Consider the following 21,704-nt stretch of genomic DNA (forward strand, 5'->3'; position numbering starts at 1 on the left):
ATAAGGTTTTTATTATGTTAAATGAGATTTTAAAAGAAGCGCAAACGCGCATGGAAAAAAGTATTGATGCGTTTCAAACTCATATTTCTAAAGTTAGAACAGGCCGTGCATCACCAAGTTTATTAGATGGGATTATGGTTGAATATTATGGTAGCCCAACACCACTACGTCAGCTAGCTAACGTTGTCGCTGAAGATGCAAGAACTTTAGCCATTACGGTATTTGATAAATCATTAACACCAATGATTGAAAAGGCGATTTTAACCTCTGATTTAGGACTCAATCCTGCTTCAGCAGGGACAGTTATTCGAGTACCTCTGCCACCGTTAACTGAAGAACGTCGTCGTGATTTAACTAAAATAGTCCGTAATGAAGCAGAACAAGGTCGTGTGTCAATTCGTAATATTCGTCGTGATGCTAACGATCAAATCAAAGCTTTGTTAAAAGATAAAGAAATCTCAGAAGATGATGAACGTAAATCACAAGATTTAATTCAAAAAGCAACCGATGCAGCTATTAAAAAATTAGATGCAGTGCTTGCTGATAAAGAAAAAGAGTTAATGGAATTTTAATCTCTTGTCTAAAAAGCCTAGTTGATAAAACTAGGTTTTTTTGATTTTTACTAATCAATAATCAATCAGTTAATTACCGCTGAAAAATACAAAATATTAGTTTTATCAGTTAGCGAATAGATCAAAAATAAAAAATCACTCGATAAACAATTATTTTTCTATCTTAAGCGATAAAGTCTAACTGAGTTTATCTATAGTTACTCAATACAAATAATGCGCTTGTGCACAATTAAAGGGTAAACATTCTGTTTGTATTAGCGCATTATTTGCCACTAAAGATAATCAAGTTTCTTAAAATCATGGTTTCCAATTTGATTTAGTGAATCACGCATCATATCTTCAATTAATAGGTAATGTTAAATTGCACATTGCTTATCTTTTTCATACCAATCACTTCAATTTGATTCAATTGTCTAAGTTTAGTAAATAGTTTAGTTTTTAATTATCAAAATTTAAGTATATAATGTTACGGAAATAACATTGTATGGCTATATATGTTATTTTTATAACATCATTTACTTAATACTAAAATCATTTACTAGACATTACTAACAAAAATTAAAGGACATCATTATGGATTATGCAAAGTATATTGATCATACTTTACTGGCGATGAATGCCACAGAAGATCAAATACGTAAACTTTGTGAAGAAGCAAAGCAGTATCATTTCTATTCTGTATGTGTTAATTCAGGCTATGTGCCTTTAGTCGCTAGCTTGCTTAAAGGTAGCGATGTAAAGGTTTGTTCAGTTGTTGGCTTTCCTTTAGGGGCTATGCTGACTTCTGCTAAAGCATTTGAGACTGAAATGGCAGTCAAAGCTGGCGCAGAAGAGATCGATATGGTTATCAATGTCGGCTGGCTAAAAAGCAATGATTTAACGGCGGTTAAAGAAGATATTCAAGCGGTATTTAATGCTTGTGGTTCAGTGCCGTTAAAAGTTATTTTAGAAACTTGCTTATTAACTAAAGAAGAAATCGTTACAGTTTGTACAATTTGTAAAGAAATTGGAGTTGCTTTTGTTAAAACTTCAACTGGTTTTAGCTTATCAGGGGCAACTGTTGAAGATGTTAAATTGATGCGCGAAACAGTCGGTGATAAAATGGGTGTCAAAGCATCAGGTGGCATTAGAGATCGTCAAACTGCTGAAAAAATGGTTCAAGCTGGTGCAACACGGTTAGGCGCTAGTGCTGGTATTGCAATTGTATCAGGCGATAACGCATCATCTAGCGGCTATTAATTCATCCTTTTATAAGCTACTGTATAGTAGCTTATTGCTATTTATGGAATGGCAATGGAAACGCAACCGCAAAAAAGAATTAATGCACTTATTGAGCAATTAAAAATTACCGATAAAATTCATTTAAAGCAAGCAGCGCAAATGCTTGCTGTTTCTGAAATGACAATTCGTCGAGATCTTAGTAATCAATCTTCATGTTTAGCTGTTTTAGGCGGTTATGTAGTTAACCAAGCACGCCATACCATATCGCAATATTTTGTTTCAGATCAAAAAGATAAACATGTAGATGAAAAGCGTTATATCGGCAAACTAGTTAGCCAATTTGTTGATGAGAACGATACTATTTTTTTTGATTGCGGTACCACCATGCAATTTATCATTGATGAAATTAGTGATGATATTGCTTTTACTGCAATCTGCTATTCACTCAATGCTTTTCTAGCGTTACAAAACAAACCAAAATGTAAAATCATTTTATGTGGTGGGCAATATCAGCTTAATAATGCAATTTTTACCGGCATTAGTTCCCATAATCCGCTCGATTTTATCTGTCCAAATAAAGCTTTTATTTCGGCAGCGGGTATTGATCTCACTCAAGGTGCAACTTGTTACCATTTTGATGAACTAAATATGAAGCATCAGGCGATGAAAAAATCGAATCAAAATATTTTAATTGCCGATTATACTAAGTTTAATCAAGTTAAACCGGCTTTTATTTGTAACCTTGATCAGTTTAATTTGGTGATGACCGATAGAGCACCGGATTTAGACTACGTCGCTTACTTTGAAGAAAATAACATTGGTTTAATTTATTAATTATGAAAAATATCGCAATTTTAGGTTCAACAGGATCGATCGGCTGTAGCACGTTAGCCGTCATTCGGCAAAATCCAACTTTATACAAAGCTTATGTGCTAGTAGGTGGCACTAATGTTGCAAAAATGACAGAGCAGTGTCAGGAGTTTAAACCAAAATATGTTGCTATGGCGAGCAAACAAGCAGCGCAGCAGCTTAAAGCAAATTTAGCTAACCTAAAATTGAATATAGAAGTACTGAGTGGTGAGCAAGCTATGTGTGATTTAGCACAGCTCCCCGAAGTTAACCAAGTTATGGCTGCAATTGTTGGTGCAGCAGGATTAAGGCCGACTCTTGCTGCAATTAAAAAAGGTAAACGCATTTTACTCGCTAATAAAGAGTCATTAGTCACTTGTGGGCATTTATTTATGCAAGCGGTGAAGCAATATGGCGCCGAGCTACTGCCGGTCGATAGTGAACATAATGCGATCTTTCAAAGTTTACCTACCGCAGTACAACATGATCTTGGATTTGCTAATCTGACTGATCATGGTATCGCCAAAATTGTGTTAACCGGATCTGGCGGACCTTTTCGGGAACTACCGTTAAATCAATTAACTTCAGTCACGCCTGCGCAAGCGACTTTACATCCTAACTGGTCAATGGGTAAAAAGATTTCAGTTGATTCGGCAACGATGATGAATAAAGGCTTAGAATACATTGAAGCACGCTGGTTGTTTAATGCTAGTTCTGAACAGATGGAGATTATAGTACATCCTCAATCGATTATTCACTCAATGGTACGTTATCTAGATGGCAGTATTATTGCAGAATTAGGCGTGCCAGATATGTGTACGCCAATTGCTTATTCAATGTCTTATCCATTACGTATTTCATCCGGTGTTTCTGCTTTAGATTTTACTCAAATCTCATCATTAACCTTCAATCAACCTGATTTTATTCGCTATCCATGCTTAAAATTAGCCATTGAGGCTTGCGGTGACGGGCAAACGGCAACAACAGCGCTTAACGCTGCCAACGAAGTGGCAGTTGAAGCATTTTTACAGCATAAAATTGGTTTTATGGATATTGCCAAACAAGTTGCAACCACGTTAGATCAACTTAATTTTCCGGAACCTGCCACTATTGATGATGTGTTCACTATTGATGCATGGGCTAGAGCACAATGTAGCAAACAGATAGTTTAAATGGCATTAAAGTGTTTTATACACTCGGCATGGTGTTCCCATGGCAACGACATTTGAAGGAATATCTCGATCTACAATACTGCCAGCTGCAATAACCGTATTATCCCCGATAGTCACATTGGGTAGTACAATTACGTTACCCCCGATCCAAACGTTATTACCGATCGTAATCGGTTTGGCAAACTCAAGCCCACTGTTGCGTATTTGGCTATCAAGTGGGTGACCTGAGGTATAAAAACCGCAATTGGGTGCAACAAGGACATTATTTCCGAATGTAATTTTGGCCGCATCAAGCATGATGCAATTAAAATTAGCAAAGAAATTCTCACCAATTTCAATATTGTAGCCATAATCACATTGAAAACCGGGCATAATTGTAAATTGTTGTCCTGTTTTTCCTAATAATTTTTCAAAGAGATGTTGCCGTTGATTTACGGCTAATGGTGATAATTGATTTAATTGAAAACAAAGATCTTGCGCATAAAGTCGTTCATTAGTAAGTGAGTTGATACAAGGATCATACAACAAACCTGCTAACATTTTATCTTTTTCTGTCATTTTATTACGCCATTTGTTTAGCGCATAAAGCAGGGTTATCACTAATAAATGATTGCAAAAATGCGCTATCGGGAAGTGCTGTTAATGCCCCTTTTTTGGTAGTTGCTAAGGCGCCACAGGCACTGGCAATGGTCATCATACTTTCTAACATTAATTTATCTTCAGGCATTCCTGACGAAGCGATACTACTAAGTAAGCCGGCAATAAATGCATCACCAGCTCCAGTTGTATCAATGCTATTGACATGAAATGAGTCAAAAGTAAAAGTTTTACCTTGCCATAACACAATACTACCATCTCTACCTTTGGTAACTAACTTAAGTGGTGCATTATAATGTTGTTGCAATTTATCGAGTGCTACATGCCAATCTTGGCTCTCAGTTAACCAAAACAACTCTTCATCAGAGAGTTTAAGAATGTCAGCATCATGACAGAATTGAGTGATAATTGTGCGCATTTCATTTTTATCTTGCCACATTTGTTCACGTAAATTGATATCAAAACTAATTAAACCATTTTTATCACTAAGTTTCTCAATAGCTTGTTTGAGCGTTTGTCGACAAGTTGTTCCAACTAATGCTAGAGAACAAAAATGAAGAATATCTTGATTAAAATCAGGAAGTGCTTGTTCAGACAAAAATTGATCGGCAGAAGGTGAAACCAGAAAGGTAAAACTTCGTTCACCATTTTCACCTAAATCAACAACAACAGTGCTTGTTCTATGCTCCTCATCCTTTTCAAGACTTTGGCAATCAACATGATGCTCACAAAAAGTCTTTTCCATGAAGTGACCAAATGGATCATTACCAACTCTACCAATAAAACCAGAGGGCAGTCCTAACTTAGCAATACCAATAGCAACATTAGCCGGAGCACCTCCAGCGCAAGCTTGATAATTCATATCACCAAATGGCAACAAATCAATAACAGCATCCCCAAGAGACCAAATTTTTGTACTATTCATTTTTTTACTCGATCATAGTTAGTTACTACGGTAATTTAAGCTTAGTATAGATATTGGTTGTTGCCAAATTTCGTAAAATAAGCCATTTTTATATTTTGTTAGCAAAACAGTGGATGTATAGTTTATTATTATAATTAATAAAAGTCTTTTTTAAAATTAGTCATAGACTAAATCATTTGCCAAAAAATTCATTGTTAACGTTAAAAATGTGTGACTTCCATCACATATTTTATCTATTTTTTTATCAACGGTTAACGTTAACAGTTAATTTGGAGTAGTATGTAAATTATATATGTCATACTGGATAAAAAAGGGGTTATTATGTCTACTGCTATTGATGAAGCGAATCTAGCTGTGAAAAAGCTAGAGAAAGTGATGAACAAACAATATTATCCGCATTTTCATTTAGCGCCACAGTCTGGCTGGATGAATGATCCTAATGGTTTGATCTATTTTAAAGGTCAATATCATGCTTTTTACCAGCATCATCCTTATAATGAAAATTGGGGACCAATGCATTGGGGGCATGCTGTTAGCGATGATCTGGTAACATGGAGAAGGTTACCTATTGCTATTGCACCTGGCGATGATTACGATAAAAGTGGCTGTTTTTCTGGTTCAGCAGTCAATAATAATGGCGAGCTATGCTTAATCTATACAGGCCATATTTGGTTAGCCGGTCAAGGTAATGATGAAAAAATTTCTCAATCACAATGCTTAGCAACCAGTAAAGATGGTGTCCATTTTAAAAAACACGGTACCATACTTGCGCCAGAAGATGGTATTATGCACTTTCGTGATCCTAAGGTTTGGCTTCAAGATGATACATGGTGGATGGTTGTTGGGCAACGTGATACTGATGATGTTGGGCAAATTTTACTTTATCATTCAAAAGATCTTAAACGTTGGACATTTGACCATGTTATTGTTAGTAATATCGATCCTAATGTGTATATGCTAGAATGTCCGGACTTTTTCAAACTTGGTGATAAATGGATTTTAATGTTCTCGCCACAAGGTATGAAGGCTAAAGGCTATCAGTATCGAAATCGTTTTCAATCTGGTTATATTGTTGGTGATTGGCAGCCAGGTAAAAAGTTTTCAATAATCAAATCATTTCAAGAAATGGATTTTGGTCATGATTTTTATGCGCCACAATCGTTTCTTGCTGCTGATGGACGACGAATTGTGTTTGCTTGGATGGATATGTGGGAATCGACCATGCCAAGTAAACAAGATAAATGGATGGGTTCTTTTACACTTCCTCGTGAATTGATATTGGATCACAATAATAATGTTCGCAATCGTCCAATTAAAGAGTTGGCTGCGCTCCGTGAACAGTCACAATCATTAAGTGAAATAATTCTTAATAGTGAACTGAAAAATACTCATATTAAATCCATTAGCTGTGAACTGAATGTTGAGTTTGATTTATCACAAAGTACTGCAGAGCGATTTGGTTTGCAGCTATCGGCAACCAAAAATGGTGAACAAGCAACATTGTTATATGTGGATTTACAATCAAAACGTATTGTTCTTGATCGTAGTATTTCTGGAATTGAATTAAAAGGTTATCGTAGTGTACCGCTACCAAAAACGAAAAAACTGTCGTTACATATTTATATTGATGCATCATCGGTTGAAGTATTTGTTAATGATGATTTGTATAGTCTTTCAAGTCGTATCTATCCTAAATTACCAGCAGAACGGCAGATAAATTTATTTGCTGAAAATGGTAGTGCCAAAATTATTCAGCTCGACAGTTGGCAATTAAAATCTATTTATGCTTAAGTTATGCTTGAATTGACCGCTATCAAGCGGTCAATTCATTTACAAAGAGTTTCTTTCTAAATAGGGCGAAGCCACATAGCTTATGTTTGTTTCTGTTTGACCATTGATGATATGTAACGCTGCTTGCTTGCCTATTTCATAATGCGGTAATTGAACTGTAGTAAGCGGTGGGTAAAATAATTCGCCAGTGCCCACCATATTGTCGTAACCTAATATGGCCACATCGTTGGGTATATGAAGTCCTTGATTGAGTAAAAATTGATAGGCAACAAAAGCAATGCGATCATTACCACAAATTAATACATCAAAATCAGGAGTGTTATTACAATGTTGTTTCAATATATCAATTGTCATCATGTATTCTTGAGTAATATTGTTTTCCAATATGGACATATGATAACTAATTATTTTTCTTAAATTTTTTCCTGCATCAAGCCATGCTTGTTCGGCACCCTTACGACGTGTTTTACCTGCCAATGTTTTTTCTGATAAATAAATGCATAGCGGTTTTTTATAGCCTTTTTGTATCACTTGTTGCATCGCTTGGTATTGACCTGTGTAGTCATCGGGAATATAGCAAGCTAGCTTTTCATTGTCAGTAACACAATTTGCCAAAACAATATTTTTGCCAAGCAGCTTTTCTGGAATATCAACTTTCCTTAGTCCCATAGTAGTGTAAATAATACCGTTAGGACGATAGGATAAAAGAGTATTAATTGCATGATCAGGATCTTTATCATCAAATAAATTAACAATAAAGGTATTCCAACCATGAGTTTGGGCAGTTTTTTCTATAGCTTGTAATAATTCTACTGAAAATGGTGTTATTGCCGTTTCTAAAGCTAAAACACCAATAGCACAAGGACCTGAGTTATCGCCACGAATTTTTCTGGCTGAGAGATCTGGCACATAATTGAGTTGCTCAATGGCTTGTTTTACACGTTCATATGTCTGTTTATTTAATTTTTCAGGATTATTAATTGCACGAGAAACTGTCATCAAAGACACCGATGCCAATTTTGCAACATCCTTAAGTGAAGCCATAGTTAGATCCTTTTACTCAATATAATAAAAATTGTTATCAATCATTGCTTATATGTGATGATACCACAAAAAGTAATGATAAAAAGTGTGAGCTAAGTAGCAATTATGATAATCGGATGTATCTATTTCATACTAAATATGACAATAATGTTAACATTAACATGTTAACGTTAAACTTCAACAATATAAGAGTAATAAATATGAATATGATGCAAAATAGAAATTATTGGTTCTCGTCAGGTTATCTTATTACCTTTTATGCTGCTTGGTCTCTTTGGTGGTCTTTTTATGCCATTTGGTTAAAAAGTAAAATCGGCTTATCCGGTGAGCAACTTGGTATTGTTTATGCCGCTAACTCTGCTGCTGCTATGTTTTTTATGATTTTTTATGGCATCATTCAAGATAAATTACAGATAGGCAAAGCGGTCATTACCTTTCAAAGTATCGTTATGATACTCATTGGACCGTTTTTAATTTATGTGTATGAACCGTTATTACGAAATGATTTTCTATTAGGTGTGTGTATTGGTGCGCCAGTTTTAAGTGCTGGCTTTATTTCTGGATGCGCATTGATTGATTCTTTTATTGAGCGAATTAGTCGATTGTTTGGTTTTGAATTTGGTCCTGCACGATTCTGGGGATCGTTTGGTTATGCGGCTGCAACTTTTATAGCCGGTATTTTATTTAGTATCGATCCACATATTAATTTTTGGATGGCATCTGTTGTTTCTGCTATCTATTTTATTATTAATTTAATTTTTAATCCTAAACAAGAATTTTTTGCCAACAGTGAAACACAAGCCGTAATACAAAAACCAACCATTCCAACCATGAGTGAAATTCTTTCATTATTTGCTATGAAAAAATTTTGGTTATTTGTCTTTTTTATAATTGGAACTAACAGCTTTTATACTATTTATGATCAACAACTTTTTCCAAATTTTTATACCAGCTTTTTTGATAAACCAGAGGATGGCTATCAAGTCTATGGTTATTTAAATTCATTCCAGGTATTTTTAGAAGCAACTTGTATGATTTTAGCACCTTTCTTTATTAATAAAATAGGAGCAAAAAAATCATTGTTAGTAGCGGCATTAGTAATGATTTGCCGGATTTCATTATCAGCAACCTTAGATAATATTTATCTGATTTCGCTAGTTAAACTATTCCATGCAATTGAAACACCACTATTCATATTAGCTGTGTTTAAATATGTGGTAAGTAATTTTGATGAAAGATTATCATCTACCTTATATTTAGTAGGCTTTAATATTTCATCTAATGTTGGTGTTATTGTTTTATCATGGTTAGTAGGTAAATTATTCGATAAAACAGGCTATTCGACAACATTTTATGTATTGGCAAGTATTGTGCTATTTATTTTGATTATTGCGATATTTACTTTAAGTGATGATAAAAAAAAGAAACAGCAATAATATTAAACCATACGATTTGCTGTTTTATGTAGTATCGAACTAGTTACCGTTGCTTTCCATGTTGATTTTTAAATAGGATAAATGAATACAAAACTTGCATCCTGCATAAGATTGAGAAACAATGTGAACAATACTATTTAAATATAAGGATTTATTGTGGAAGATGCAAAAACAATTATTAAGCCCGATTTGTTATGGCAAACCATAAGGCAAGAAGCATCAGAATTGGTAGAAAGTGAACCAATGCTTGCTAGTTATTTCCATGCTACTTTACTAAATCATGAAAACTTAGGTAGTGCTTTAAGCTATATTTTAGCAAATAAACTTGCAACGCAAGTTATGCCGGCTATTGAAATTCGCGAAATTGCTCGGCAAGCCTATCATGCGGATGAAAATATTATTCAGTCAACAATAGGTGATATTATTGCTGTTTATATTCGTGATCCCGCTACCAACCATTATTCTACCCCATTATTGTATTATAAAGGTTTTTTATCATTACAAGCCTATCGAATCGCACATTGGCTTTGGCGGCAAAATCGCAAGTCATTGGCAATTTTTTTACAAAGTCAGATTGCGATAGTGTTTGGTGTTGATATTCACCCAGCGGCTAAAATTGGCTGTGGGGTAATGTTTGATCATGCAACTGGTATTGTCATAGGTGAAACCGTTATTATTGAAAATGATGTTTCTATTTTACAATCAGTGACTTTAGGGGGTACAGGTAAGGAAAATGGTGATCGCCATCCTAAAATTCGTGAAGGGGTGATGATTGGTGCTCATTCGACTATTTTAGGTAATATTGAAATTGGAAAAGGGGCTAAAATTGGCGCAGGCTCAGTCGTTTTGGAATCTGTACCAAAACATACGACTGTAGCGGGTGTTCCTGCTAAAATTGTTGGTTGCCCTGATTGCGATAAACCAGCATTAAATATGGATCAAGATATCTAGTTTTTACAAAGTGATTTGCATTCCGTTGCTGATTAACAATGGAATGCAATAATTGAAAATTATGGTTGAGAAGTAAGATTTACATCCATAGTAGGATATGGAATATTAATACCATTTTCATTTAATCCATTTTTAATATTTTCAAGTAATTCAGCCTTAACCGGTCCATAATTGGCATTTGATGTCCAAACTAAAACATTGAAATTCATTGATGAAGCATCTAACTGATCCAAACGAATAGTCGGCTCTTTATTTGTTATAATATTGCTTGTTTTATCAACAGCTTGTTTTAATACTTGATAAACTTGTTGAATATCAGAATTATATCCAACATTAACAACTAAATCTAAACGTCTTTCTGGTAATCTTGTATAGTTAATAATATTAGCACCTACTACTTGACTATTGGGTATTACCACTAATTCGTTGGTTGGCGTAACAATTGATGTTGAAAAAATTTGAATAGAATCAATAATCCCTTTTTGATTATTAATAATAACGGTTTCTCCAACTTTAAACGGGCGAAAAATAATTAAAATAACGCCAGCAGCAAAATTAGACAGTGAACCTTGTAATGCCAAGCCAACAGCTAAACCTGCTGCACCAATAATGGCAACAATTGATGCTGTTTGAACGCCAAGTTGTCCTAAAACGGCCACCAGTGTCATTACAATTATAGCGTAATAGGATAAAGAACTTACAAATTTCACTACTGTTGGATCAACATGACGATTCGTTAATATTTTTCTGAATTGACGAGCTACAAATTTAGCAATGGTTCGTCCAATGATAAAAATGAGAATGGCAAAGCAAAAATGAGCAATATAACTAAATACTATGCCATCATATTTTTCTATAATAAAAATAGAATTATTTATTAAATCTCTAAAATTCATTTAATTATCCTTATTAATCGATAATCGGCATTATATGAAAATATCTCGCTATAAGACAGATCAAACGAGCTGCCTAGCTAATAATGTCCAGCGAGTATCAAAATTAGTTGTAGGTAGATATTTAAAACCTGAACGAGAATAACGAACCATCATACCCTCACAAAAAGCAAGTAATTGGCTAGCTAAAATGCGTTCATCCGTAGTAAAAGCAATACCTTCACGAATCTTCTTTTCTCGTATAACTTGCTTTATCTGTATTTCGATTCGCTCAAAGAGTTGACTAATACGTTCTTGCAATTGTTCTTGCTCAAACATCAAAGCATGTCCTGTCATAATTCTGGTTAATCCTGGGTTTTTTTCAGAAAAACCTAAAATTAATGCTAGGATAAGTTTTAAACGAGTAAAGGTATTTTGCTCATCTTGTATAATTATATTAATGCGTGATAATAAGATATCTTCAATATAAACAATTAAACTTTCAAACATTTTTGTTTTGCTTGGAAAATGTCTATACAGCGCCGCTTCAGAAACACCAACCGTCGCAGCTAATTTGGCGGTAGTTATTCGCTGTGTACCTTCATTGGATTCAAGCATGGTTGCTAATGCTTGTAAGATATCTTCTTTGCGATTTTTGTTTTTGTTGTTCACAATCATTTTTTACCTGAATGCCCAAATCCACCTTCGCCACGAGCTGACTGAGTAAATTCATCAACAATATTAAATTCTGCTTGTACAACAGGTACAATAATTAATTGGGCAATACGATCGCCAGCTTCAATAACAAAAGGTGTTTGACTGCGGTTCCAAACAGGAACAAACAATTGGCCTTGATAATCCGAATCAATTAAACCAACTAGATTACCAAGCACAATACCATTTTTTGATCCCAAGCCTGAACGAGGTAGCACCAATGCTGCTAAGTTTGGATCGGCAATATGCATTGATAAACCCGTTGGAGTTAAAATGGTTTCACCTGGTTTAATTTCAGTAGTTTCATCAAACATGGCTCGTAAATCAATACCTGCAGATCCTTCAGTTGCATATGTTGGCAGTGGAAATTGATTACCTAAACGTTTGTCTAATACTTTTATATCAATTTTTCTTTTCATCATGACTCGCTTTATATCGTGTTATCACTACTTCAAGTAGCTGTGATGCTAATTGTTGTTTATAGCTTAATGGTAACGTTTGCTCACCATTTTGCCAATAAAGAGTTAATGCATTTTGCTCAGAATTAAACCCGATCGTTTGATCTGAAACATCATTAGCACAGATCAAATCTAGGTTTTTGGTCGTTAATTTTTTTAGTGCATAATCTTTAATATTATTGGTTTCAGCAGCAAATCCGACTACAAAAGGTCTGTGATTCTTTAATGCAGCGACACTTGCAACAATATCAGGATTTTTAACCAATTTTATGACTAATTCATTATTATCATCAGTTTTTTTGATTTTTTGGGTAGCAATTGTTTTAACATGATAGTCTGCAACAGCGGCACAAGCGATAAAAATTGTTGATTTTTGGGCATGACTTAATGCTGCTTCGTACATCTGTTTAGCACTTTTCACATCGATACGATTGACATTATTGGGTGTATCTAGATGAACAGGGCCACTAATTAAGGTCACTTTTGCTCCCATTTGAGCTGCAGCCTTGGCAATAGCAAAGCCCATTTTACCCGAGCTATAGTTGCTAATATAACGTACAGGATCAATTTCTTCAATTGTTGGACCTGCGGTAATCGTTATTGAGAAATCGGTGAGTGTTGATGTTGTGGAAAAATAATTCTCAATTTTTTCTACAATAGCTTGGGGTTCAAGCATACGTCCTGGACCTACATCACCACAAGCCTGAAAGCCGCTATCAGGTCCTAAAATTAAGATATTTCTTGATGTAAGAACTGATAAATTATGCTGTGTTGCTGATGCTTTATACATTTGCTGATTCATAGCTGGAGCAATAGCTATCGGGGAAGATGTTGCTAAACATACCGTTGATAATAAATCATCAGCAATACCGTTAGCCATTTTAGCGATAATATTTGCTGTAGCTGGAGCAATTAATACTAAATCAGCCCATTTTGCCAATTCAATATGACCCATAGAAAGTTCTGCTGATGGATCAAAAAGATCATTGGATACCCGATTTCCTGAAACCGCTTGGAGTGTCATCGGCGTGACAAAATGGCTTGCGGAATCAGTCAGTACCACATGTACTTGTGCCCCTGCTTTTTTTAAATGACGGACAAGATCAGGACATTTATAGGCAGCAATGCCACCAGTTATCCCTAATAAAATATGTTTACCAGATAGACTCATGATCTCGCTATTCTCCCATCTAAATTTAAAGGCATTATATTACCATAATTAAATTAGATAATAAGTAACTCTTTCGCATTGGCAAGGGTTGCATCGGTAATTTTATTTCCACCTAATAATCGAGCAAGCTCATTTAAACGACCATTTTTATCTAATCTTTGCATATCAGTTGTGGTTTGTTTCCCACTCGTCTGTTTACTAACAAAGTAATGCTGATTTGCTTGCCCAGCGACTTGTGGTAAATGTGTTACGGTAATAACTTGTGTTGATTCTCCAAGTTGCCTTAATAACTGCCCAACTTTAGCTGCAGTTGGTCCACTAATACCGACATCAATTTCATCAAAAATTAATGCTGGGGTATCCATTTTTTGCGCTGTTAGTACTTGAATTGCTAAGGCAATACGTGACAGTTCACCACCGGATGCAACTTTAGATAGCGGTTGTAAAACTTGACCTGCATTGGTGCTAACTAAAAAAGTAACTTGATCCGCCCCATTTTCACTTAGTCGATTTTCGTCAAAAGTGATATCTATACTTAATTGCCCATTTGGCATAGAAAGTTCATGCATGATTATCGTTACCTTTTTAGCTAATGTTTTGCTTACTGTTACTCGTTTTTGGTGTAATTTAGTGGCAAGCTCTAGCGCAATTTTATGGTATTTGTTAATGTCTGCTTTTAACAGTTCTCCTTGTTCATCTTGTTGATTAATTTTTTTAAATTCATTAAGTAAATTTTGATGTAATTCTGGTAATGTCTCTGGTGCGATATGATGTTTGCGTGCTAAAGCAATTTGTTTCGATAACCGTTGTTCAAGTTTCATGACGTGCGCTGGGTCGATCTCTAAACTCTCGCTGTAGTGACGAAGTTCATAACTGGCTTCTTTTATTTGAATTGCTGCCTCTTCAAGCATATTAAGAATATTATTTAATGTTGGATCAAGATGGGATAACAGTTGCACACTGTTTTTAACGCTGCCAAGTAAATTAGTAACATTATATTCATCAGCTTCATCTAATATCATGATTGATTGTTGGCTGAGGTTAATCAATTGTTCACTATTAGATAACCGTTTATATTCTTCATCGATTTGTTGGTATTCACCTTCAATCGGCGAAAATTCGTTTAATTCTTTTAATTGATATTGTAAAAGTTGCAGATGAGCCTCACGATCTTGTCGTGTGGTTTCATATTGCTGATAAGCTTGGCAGGCGGTTTTCCAATGCTTATGGGCTTGGTGCATTTGCGCAAGTAGAGTTGGCTCATTCATATAATCATTCAACAATAGTTGCTGGTGGTCACTGCGTAATAGCCGTTGATGTTCATGTTGTCCATGAATTTGGATTAGCATTTGTCCTATATCTTTAAGTTGAGAGATGGGTACGGCTCGACCATTGATAAATGCTTTAGAACGACCATCTTGATTAATTACACGGCGTAAGATGCATTCATTATCTTCATCAAGTTGATTTTCTATCAACCATGCATATGCACCTGGCGTATCATCAAGTATAAAACTTGCTGAAATATCTACACGATCTGTCCCATTGCGAATAGATGAGGCATCAGAACGATTTCCTAAACATAGTCCTAGAGCATCAATCGCAATGGATTTCCCTGCTCCTGTTTCCCCCGTAATTGCAGTCATTCCTGTTGCAAAATCAACTAACAATTGATCGACAATAGCAAAATTATTAATAGTAAGTTGAGTTATCATAACAATTAAATAAATACATGTAGCTGATTAAAATTAAGACGAGTATATCAATAAAAACACTGTAAATAAATACAGTTTTTCAAATAAAATATTGATTTTTTTACTGTACCAGATGGAATTGTTGTGTTATCTAGATTTTATCTATTTTCAATGCTTATTTATATTGTTGAATAAATAAGCATATAGATAATAGTGAATGATTAATTAAAGACAAAGAAATTAAACAAGCCATGTATCAGAAAAATATTAATGGCTTTGATCGATAGTTAATAAAATAATGAACTAATTATTTCATAAATTAATTGTAGATTTAAAAATACAAGAGAAATGGTTGCTATCCAACCTAACATAATGGTTATTTTACTATTGACAAATTCCTTCATGATTTTTTTATTTGAGGTGACTAAAATTAAAGGGATCATTGATATTGGTAAGGCAATACTTAAAAAGACTTGGGTATAGATTAATAAATTCTCAACAATATTTTCTTTATCTCCCCAGATATAAATACATAAAATTACAGGAGTAACCGCTAATCCCCGACTAACTATTCGTCTGGCCCAGAGAGGAATAGATAAATGAATAAATCCTTCCATGACTATTTGTCCTGTTAATGTGCCTGTGATTGTTGCATTTTGACCTGATGCAAGTAAAGCTAATGCAAATAAAGTTGCCATCATTGAGCTTGCCACAGGACCAACCATATGAGGATCTTTCAAAGCATCATAAAGTTGGGTAAATCGACCAAGATCGTCGGGATTATTGCCATAAAAAAGGGATGCTCCAAGAATTAATAACAGACAATTTATGATAAATGAAAATGACAATTGTATATTTGAATCAATCGTTGCATATTTAATCGCCTCTTTTAGGCTCACTCTGTTTTGTCTATTGTATTTTCTTGTTTGAACGATAGATGAATGCAGATACAAATTATGTGGCATAACAGTTGCACCAACAATACCAAGTGCAATAACTAAGGCTGAATCATGTCCTTTGATTGAGGCAGTAAAAATATCCCTCCTAGGGATAAATCCATCTATAATATCACTAAGTTCGGGAGAAGCTCTTAAAACTTCATAAACGAAAATGATAAAGATTGTCGCAATTAAGCAAAAGACGATGGCTTCAATTTTCCTGAAACCAAATCTCATTAAAATTAAAAGGATAGCTACATCAAAAACCGTTAATAACACTCCGATTAATAATGGAATATCAAATAAAAGATTTAAGGCTACTGCGCTGCCAATGACTTCGGCAATTTCTGTGGCAATGATAGCTAATTCAGTCGAAAACCATAAACACAAAGATACTTTTTTTCCAACCATTGATTTCGTTGCTTGAGCAAGATCCATGCCTGTCACCACGCCTATTTTCACACACATTGCCTGAAGAAGCATTGCAATTAAGCTAGAAATGAGTATTACAGATAGTAATAAATAGCTATAAAGCGCACCACCTTGAATTGACGTGATCCAGTTTCCTGGATCCATATAACCAACCGCAACTAAAGCACCCGGACCAGAAAAAGCCCACAGTTTTCGGAGAAAACCCGCATTAGGATTGGGGATATGAATGGTATTATTGATCTCTTCTAAACTTACTGTGGATATTTTTAACATAATTCAACCTCTAAACTAACATAGTGGCATTATATATGGTAATGAGAATCATTATCAATTGAAAATAATTATTTCTGTAATGTGTATTATTTAGACTTAAAATTATATATTATTTATTTTATTTGAGTTTATATTTTGGTATGACTATACCTATTATGATTGATTAAAATAGATACTATTTCATTTTTCAAAATTATATCAAAACAGGGTCATTTGTTTTCAACAAACAAAAAATTGTACAATGTATCCTATAGGTTTTAAGTAGAACTTATTTTATCTAATTTATTATGTATTCTCATTTAAAATTCTATTAAATAACTATTAAATATAGTAAGGAATCGCTCAAATGTTTGGAAATAAAATAAATCGTCAAATTATTGTTTGGACTACTCTGATTGGTGGATTCATTAGCGCACTGGTTAAATGGGGTTCTGAAGTTAATATGCCTCCTCGTGTTCCTGGGGAAATTTCACCACCTGCGGCACACATTGATGCATGGCTTGGTTGGTTAGGCATTAATTCTCATTCACTTGATTATGTTTACCAAACGGCAATCGTTTCGGGCGCAGTAACACTTTATCACTGGTTATTTAGTTTTGCCTTTGCCTTCGTTTATGTATTTATTGCCTACTTCTGGAATAATATTCGATTATGGTATGGTGCATTTTATGGCATTATCATTACCGTTATGATGCACGGTTTTTTAATCCCGCTATTAGGTTTTCGTCATCCCGCTTATGATCCGCAAGGCACCGTTGGTTGGTTATGGAACCTAAATGGTTATGAACTTTGGAGTGAAATTTTAGGGCATATCTATTGGGGTGTATCGATCGAAATCTGTATGATCGCTGTGCTTGCTCATTTTTCAAGACCAATCCGTGGCGAATGGCGCCAGTAGTTAATTTATTAATTTTCATCTATTTCAATCCTTCTGTTGAAAAACAGAGGGATTTTTTATACCTTTTGATATAGCTAAAAACTATATCTTTTGATAAAAAAGTAGAATTATTCAATAACATTTTTTTTTGCTATCTTTTTAACCACTAAAGAAAAGTGCTAAATGCTAAATAAGGAAAAGAAAATGAATACTGCAGTTATTGGATATCCTCGTGTTGGTAAACTTCGTGAGCTTAAATTTGCAACCGAAGCTTATTTTAAAGGTAACAAAACCCAAGCTGAATTATTAAATGAAGCAAAAGCCCTACGTGCTGAACATCTACAACAACAAGCATCACATAAAATTGCTTTAATCTCATCTAATGACTTTTCATTTTATGATGCAGTATTAGATACGGCCTGTTTACTGAATGTTATCCCGAAACGTTATCAAGATTTAGGCTTACCTGAACTCGATCGTTATTTTGCCATGGCGCGTGGTTATCAAGGTGAAAAAGGTGATGTGCGAGCGCTGGCAATGAAAAAATGGTTTAATACCAACTATCACTACTTAGTGCCGGAAATTGAAGATTCACTACAAATAAAACTAGCCAGCACCAAACCTTTTGACGAATATCAAGAAGCCAAAGCATTAGGTATTCAAACCAAACCGGTTGTGATTGGCGCATTAACCTTTTTCAAATTAGCACAGTATTTAGGTAATAAACAGCTAGTTGATTTTAAAGCCGATATTATTAAAGCCTATCAAGAAATTATTCAGAAATTTACTGCATTTGGTGCGCAGTGGATACAAATTGATGAGCCAATTTTAGTGACGGATTTAACTCATGAAGATATTGCTCTATTCAATGAGCTTTATCAGTCAATTTTATCCGTTAAAGGTACAACCAAAGTGGTTTTACAAACTTACTTTGGCGATGTGCGTGATTGTTACCAACAATTAGTGGCGTTACCATTTGACGGTATCGGACTTGATTTTGTTGAAGGTAAACAATCCTTAGCATTACTTGAAAGTCATGGTTTCCCGGCTGATAAAGTGTTATTTGCCGGTGTGGTAAATGGTAAAAATATTTGGAAAAATAATTATAAAAAAACATTGGAATTAGTCGCAAAAATTAAGCAAAAAGCGGCAAACATTGTGATTAATACTTCGTGTTCTTTACTCCACGTACCTTATACATTACAAAACGAAACTAAATTAACGATTCAACAACGAGCTTATTTTGCTTTTGCTCAAGAAAAACTACAAGAGTTAGCAGAACTTGGTGAATTAGTCAAAGACTCGAATTTTGAAAATAGTCCGGCTTACAAAGCAAATCAAACCCTATTTACGCGTGAGCGTGAAGGAGCAAATCAAGCGGTACGTCAAAAAGTTTCGGCTTTAAAAGCGTCTGATTTTACTCGTCTACCGGAATTTTCAGTACGTGAAGCAGCACAGAAAAAAGCCTTTAATTTGCCATTATTACCTACAACAACGATTGGTTCATTTCCGCAAACACCTGATGTACGTTTAAACCGTGCAAAATTCAAGAAAGGTGAAATTTGCTTAAATGAATATACCGAGTTTAACAAACAAAAAATTGCAGAATGCATCAAGCTTCAAGAACAGATTGGTATTGATGTGTTAGTTCACGGCGAATTTGAACGTAATGACATGGTTGAGTATTTTGGTGAAAGCTTAAATGGTTTTGTCTTTACTGAAAAAGCATGGGTGCAGTCTTATGGTACTCGTTGTGTTAAGCCACCAATTGTATGGGGTGACATTTCACGCTCTAAACCAATTACCGTTGAATATTCACAATATGCACAAAGCCTAACTGACAAACCCGTTAAAGGTATGCTAACTGGCCCAGTGACGATCCTTAACTGGTCGTTCCCTCGTGAAGATATTTCACAAAAAGAGTCTGTATTCCAAATTGGTTTAGCAATCAGTGATGAAGTGTTAGATCTTGAAGCGGCCGGCATTAAAGTTATCCAAATTGATGAAGCGGCGTTAAAAGAGAAATTACCATTACGTAAAGCTGATTGGAATAGTGAATATCTGGATTGGGCTATTCCGGCATTTAGATTAGTGCACAGCAAAGTACAAGCTGATACACAAATTCATACACATATGTGTTATAGCGAATTTGCTGACATTATCAAAGATATCGATGCCATGGATGCTGATGTGATTTCATTTGAAGCATCACGTTCTAATCTACAATTGATTGATGTGCTTAAAGCCAATAACTTTAAAACTGAAGTTGGACCGGGTGTTTATGATATCCATTCACCACGTGTACCACCGGTTGCTGAAATCAAAGCAACAATTGAGAAGTTACTGGCAAAAATTGACAAGCAAAAACTTTGGATTAATCCAGATTGTGGTTTAAAAACTCGTGGTGAGAAAGAAGTTGTTGCAAGTTTAGAACATTTAGTTCAAGCAACATTAGAAGTTCGAAAAACACTTAATTAACAGCGTTAATTAATTTGCTTTACCTTAATTTCCGCCGCCGATTTTGGCGGCGGAAATGTCAGTAAGGATAATAGTAATCACACCAATGGATGATACAGATGAAAACAAATTTACTCTTTAATAAAAAAACCGTGTTCTCTTTTGAAGTTTTTCCCCCTAAAAAAACGTCACCTTTAGAGACAATCTATAGCACATTGCGTGAACTTGGTTACTTCAAACCTGATTTTATCAGTGTTACTTATGGCGCAGGTGGTAGTTTGAATGGTCAAACGACAATTGATATCGCCCACGCTGTCAAACATACTTATGGCATTGAAAGTGTTGCCCATTTGCCGGGAATTAATTTTGATAAAGCAGAAATGCAGAAAATTCTTCATGATCTTAAATGTGCCGGTATCGATAATGTGCTTGCATTGCGAGGTGATATTAGCCCGACAGTTACACCTAAAGATGATTTTCGCTATGCCAGCGAGCTAGTTTCATTTATTAAAGAAAATGGTGATTTTAATGTGATTGGGGCCTGTTATCCTGAAGGACATCTTGAAGCATCAACGCTAAAACAAGATTTAATACATTTAAAAGAAAAGGTGAGTGCAGGAACAGATCAACTCATATCACAGCTATTTTTTGATAATGACTATTTTTATACTTTCTTAGACAAAGCCCGTGATATGGGGATTAATGTACCAATTGAAGCAGGGATTATGCCGGTAACGAACAAAAACCAAATTGAACGTATGGTATCGATGTGTGGCGTAAATCTACCGAAGAAATTTAAACAGATGATGGAGAAATACGAGCATCACCCTGATGCGTTCCGTGACGCAGGTATTGCTTATGCTATCGATCAGATTGTTGATTTAGTTTCACAAAATGTTGACGGTATCCATTTGTACACCATGAATAATAGCTATATCGCTAGAAGAATTAGTGAAGCGGTATCAACGTTACTGGCAGTACCAAAGTCAGAATAGTTTTATTAAGAATAATTTAAAATAGATTTTAGAAGAATTGGTTGCGGGGGCTGGATTTGAACCAACGACCTTCGGGTTATGAGCCCGACGAGCTACCAAGCTGCTCCACCCCGCGTCAAAGAGGTGGCTATATTATAGTAATAAAATAATAAAGCAATACCCTTCTAGCCTAAACGGCCTATTTTTACACATTCCTTAACAAATAAGGACGATTTTTGTACGAAACGGTATACACTCCTCAATATTTTTTACATTAATTATCGTT

At 34.9% G+C, this 21,704-nt stretch carries 19 protein-coding genes and 1 tRNA gene; 10 read left to right on the forward strand and 10 right to left on the reverse strand.

The window, feature by feature from the left end:
• Positions 1-14: 14 nt before the first annotated feature.
• The 4 genes from frr (at position 15) to ispC (ending at position 3,814) form a co-directional block, all read left to right on the forward strand.
• A complete protein-coding gene (gene frr, locus J3U19_RS06715) occupies positions 15-572 on the forward strand; it encodes a ribosome recycling factor (protein ID WP_324123795.1) in 558 nt (185 codons plus the stop codon).
• Positions 573-1,145: 573 nt separating this feature from the next.
• Complete coding sequence (gene deoC, locus J3U19_RS06720; RefSeq protein ID WP_267341059.1) at positions 1,146-1,811, forward strand: deoxyribose-phosphate aldolase; 666 nt, start codon at positions 1,146-1,148, stop codon at positions 1,809-1,811.
• 54 nt (positions 1,812-1,865) lie between these two features.
• Positions 1,866-2,627 carry a DNA-binding transcriptional repressor DeoR gene (gene deoR, locus J3U19_RS06725; RefSeq protein ID WP_267345813.1) on the forward strand — a complete coding sequence of 254 codons (762 nt, stop codon included), beginning with the start codon at positions 1,866-1,868 and terminating at the stop codon, positions 2,625-2,627.
• Positions 2,628-2,629: 2 nt separating this feature from the next.
• Positions 2,630-3,814: a 1-deoxy-D-xylulose-5-phosphate reductoisomerase gene (gene ispC, locus J3U19_RS06730; RefSeq protein ID WP_267341061.1), complete on the forward strand. Its 1,185-nt coding sequence runs from the start codon at positions 2,630-2,632 to the stop codon at positions 3,812-3,814.
• Between the two features lie 6 nt (positions 3,815-3,820).
• Here ispC and J3U19_RS06735 read toward each other — a convergent pair whose 3' ends face one another.
• Both J3U19_RS06735 and J3U19_RS06740 read right to left on the reverse strand, forming a co-directional pair.
• Complete coding sequence (locus J3U19_RS06735) at positions 3,821-4,372, reverse strand: sugar O-acetyltransferase (RefSeq protein WP_267345814.1); 552 nt, start codon at positions 4,370-4,372, stop codon at positions 3,821-3,823.
• A gap of 4 nt (positions 4,373-4,376) precedes the next feature.
• Positions 4,377-5,336: an aminoimidazole riboside kinase gene (locus J3U19_RS06740; protein ID WP_267345816.1), complete on the reverse strand. Its 960-nt coding sequence runs from the start codon at positions 5,334-5,336 to the stop codon at positions 4,377-4,379.
• A 321-nt stretch (positions 5,337-5,657) separates the two neighbouring features.
• Here J3U19_RS06740 and J3U19_RS06745 point away from each other — a divergent pair, with 321 nt between their 5' ends.
• Positions 5,658-7,127, forward strand: coding sequence for a glycoside hydrolase family 32 protein (locus tag J3U19_RS06745; RefSeq protein WP_267345817.1), 1,470 nt, complete (start codon positions 5,658-5,660; stop codon positions 7,125-7,127).
• 39 nt (positions 7,128-7,166) lie between these two features.
• On the opposite strand, the gene J3U19_RS06750 is transcribed toward J3U19_RS06745, so the two are convergent.
• Positions 7,167-8,171, reverse strand: a complete 1,005-nt coding sequence (locus tag J3U19_RS06750; RefSeq protein ID WP_267345819.1) for a LacI family DNA-binding transcriptional regulator — start codon at positions 8,169-8,171, stop codon at positions 7,167-7,169.
• A gap of 200 nt (positions 8,172-8,371) precedes the next feature.
• On the opposite strand from J3U19_RS06750, the gene J3U19_RS06755 reads away from it, so the two are divergent.
• The gene (locus J3U19_RS06755; RefSeq protein ID WP_267341066.1) at positions 8,372-9,607 is read left to right on the forward strand and encodes an oligosaccharide MFS transporter; all 1,236 of its coding nucleotides are present in this window, start codon (positions 8,372-8,374) and stop codon (positions 9,605-9,607) included.
• A 174-nt stretch (positions 9,608-9,781) separates the two neighbouring features.
• On the forward strand, positions 9,782-10,558 hold the full coding sequence (gene cysE, locus J3U19_RS06760) for a serine O-acetyltransferase (protein ID WP_416380286.1): 777 nt from the start codon (positions 9,782-9,784) through the stop codon (positions 10,556-10,558).
• Positions 10,559-10,617: 59 nt separating this feature from the next.
• Here cysE and J3U19_RS06765 read toward each other — a convergent pair whose 3' ends face one another.
• The 6 genes from J3U19_RS06765 to J3U19_RS06790 form a co-directional block, all read right to left on the reverse strand.
• A complete protein-coding gene (locus J3U19_RS06765; protein WP_267341068.1) occupies positions 10,618-11,454 on the reverse strand; it encodes a mechanosensitive ion channel domain-containing protein in 837 nt (278 codons plus the stop codon).
• 60 nt (positions 11,455-11,514) lie between these two features.
• Positions 11,515-12,102 carry a nucleoid occlusion factor SlmA gene (gene slmA, locus J3U19_RS06770; protein ID WP_267341069.1) on the reverse strand — a complete coding sequence of 196 codons (588 nt, stop codon included), beginning with the start codon at positions 12,100-12,102 and terminating at the stop codon, positions 11,515-11,517.
• A 2-nt stretch (positions 12,103-12,104) separates the two neighbouring features.
• On the reverse strand, positions 12,105-12,563 hold the full coding sequence (gene dut / locus J3U19_RS06775) for a dUTP diphosphatase (RefSeq protein ID WP_267345878.1): 459 nt from the start codon (positions 12,561-12,563) through the stop codon (positions 12,105-12,107).
• Positions 12,547-13,773, reverse strand: coding sequence for a bifunctional phosphopantothenoylcysteine decarboxylase/phosphopantothenate--cysteine ligase CoaBC (gene coaBC, locus J3U19_RS06780; RefSeq protein ID WP_267341070.1), 1,227 nt, complete (start codon positions 13,771-13,773; stop codon positions 12,547-12,549). The genes dut and coaBC overlap by 17 nt, the downstream gene beginning before the upstream one ends.
• Before the next feature lie 53 nt (positions 13,774-13,826).
• Positions 13,827-15,488 carry a DNA repair protein RecN gene (recN, locus tag J3U19_RS06785; protein WP_267345821.1) on the reverse strand — a complete coding sequence of 554 codons (1,662 nt, stop codon included), beginning with the start codon at positions 15,486-15,488 and terminating at the stop codon, positions 13,827-13,829.
• 266 nt (positions 15,489-15,754) lie between these two features.
• The gene (locus tag J3U19_RS06790; RefSeq protein ID WP_267345822.1) at positions 15,755-17,110 is read right to left on the reverse strand and encodes an Nramp family divalent metal transporter; all 1,356 of its coding nucleotides are present in this window, start codon (positions 17,108-17,110) and stop codon (positions 15,755-15,757) included.
• 346 nt (positions 17,111-17,456) lie between these two features.
• On the opposite strand from J3U19_RS06790, the gene J3U19_RS06795 reads away from it, so the two are divergent.
• The 3 genes from J3U19_RS06795 (at position 17,457) to metF (ending at position 21,439) form a co-directional block, all read left to right on the forward strand.
• On the forward strand, positions 17,457-18,008 hold the full coding sequence (locus J3U19_RS06795) for a YagU family protein (RefSeq protein ID WP_065562709.1): 552 nt from the start codon (positions 17,457-17,459) through the stop codon (positions 18,006-18,008).
• A gap of 183 nt (positions 18,009-18,191) precedes the next feature.
• Positions 18,192-20,465 carry a 5-methyltetrahydropteroyltriglutamate--homocysteine S-methyltransferase gene (gene metE, locus J3U19_RS06800; RefSeq protein WP_267345823.1) on the forward strand — a complete coding sequence of 758 codons (2,274 nt, stop codon included), beginning with the start codon at positions 18,192-18,194 and terminating at the stop codon, positions 20,463-20,465.
• 98 nt (positions 20,466-20,563) lie between these two features.
• Positions 20,564-21,439, forward strand: a complete 876-nt coding sequence (metF, locus tag J3U19_RS06805) for a methylenetetrahydrofolate reductase [NAD(P)H] (RefSeq protein ID WP_065562711.1) — start codon at positions 20,564-20,566, stop codon at positions 21,437-21,439.
• 38 nt (positions 21,440-21,477) lie between these two features.
• Here the strand turns inward: metF and J3U19_RS06810 are convergent.
• A tRNA-Met gene (locus J3U19_RS06810) sits at positions 21,478-21,554 on the reverse strand.
• Positions 21,555-21,704: the final 150 nt, after the last annotated feature.

It is taken from the genome of Gilliamella sp. B2828 (genome assembly GCF_026537125.1).
GTDB lineage: Bacteria > Pseudomonadota > Gammaproteobacteria > Enterobacterales > Orbaceae > Gilliamella.

Bases quoted from the DNA above. Each gene is read 5' to 3' on its own strand.
- metF (WP_065562711.1), top strand. From the start codon at position 20,564: ATGAAAACAAATTTACTCTTTAATAAAAAAACCGTGTTCTCTTTTGAA.
- J3U19_RS06735 (WP_267345814.1), bottom strand. From the start codon at position 4,372: ATGACAGAAAAAGATAAAATGTTAGCAGGTTTGTTGTATGATCCTTGT.
- J3U19_RS06740 (WP_267345816.1), bottom strand. From the start codon at position 5,336: ATGAATAGTACAAAAATTTGGTCTCTTGGGGATGCTGTTATTGATTTG.
- recN (WP_267345821.1), bottom strand. From the start codon at position 15,488: ATGATAACTCAACTTACTATTAATAATTTTGCTATTGTCGATCAATTG.
- metE (WP_267345823.1), top strand. From the start codon at position 18,192: ATGAATACTGCAGTTATTGGATATCCTCGTGTTGGTAAACTTCGTGAG.
- J3U19_RS06795 (WP_065562709.1), top strand. From the start codon at position 17,457: ATGTTTGGAAATAAAATAAATCGTCAAATTATTGTTTGGACTACTCTG.
- J3U19_RS06745 (WP_267345817.1), top strand. From the start codon at position 5,658: ATGTCTACTGCTATTGATGAAGCGAATCTAGCTGTGAAAAAGCTAGAG.
- dut (WP_267345878.1), bottom strand. From the start codon at position 12,563: ATGAAAAGAAAAATTGATATAAAAGTATTAGACAAACGTTTAGGTAAT.
- J3U19_RS06765 (WP_267341068.1), bottom strand. From the start codon at position 11,454: ATGAATTTTAGAGATTTAATAAATAATTCTATTTTTATTATAGAAAAA.
- J3U19_RS06755 (WP_267341066.1), top strand. From the start codon at position 8,372: ATGAATATGATGCAAAATAGAAATTATTGGTTCTCGTCAGGTTATCTT.
- J3U19_RS06750 (WP_267345819.1), bottom strand. From the start codon at position 8,171: ATGGCTTCACTTAAGGATGTTGCAAAATTGGCATCGGTGTCTTTGATG.
- frr (WP_324123795.1), top strand. From the start codon at position 15: ATGTTAAATGAGATTTTAAAAGAAGCGCAAACGCGCATGGAAAAAAGT.
- deoC (WP_267341059.1), top strand. From the start codon at position 1,146: ATGGATTATGCAAAGTATATTGATCATACTTTACTGGCGATGAATGCC.
- deoR (WP_267345813.1), top strand. From the start codon at position 1,866: ATGGAAACGCAACCGCAAAAAAGAATTAATGCACTTATTGAGCAATTA.
- J3U19_RS06790 (WP_267345822.1), bottom strand. From the start codon at position 17,110: ATGTTAAAAATATCCACAGTAAGTTTAGAAGAGATCAATAATACCATT.
- coaBC (WP_267341070.1), bottom strand. From the start codon at position 13,773: ATGAGTCTATCTGGTAAACATATTTTATTAGGGATAACTGGTGGCATT.
- ispC (WP_267341061.1), top strand. From the start codon at position 2,630: ATGAAAAATATCGCAATTTTAGGTTCAACAGGATCGATCGGCTGTAGC.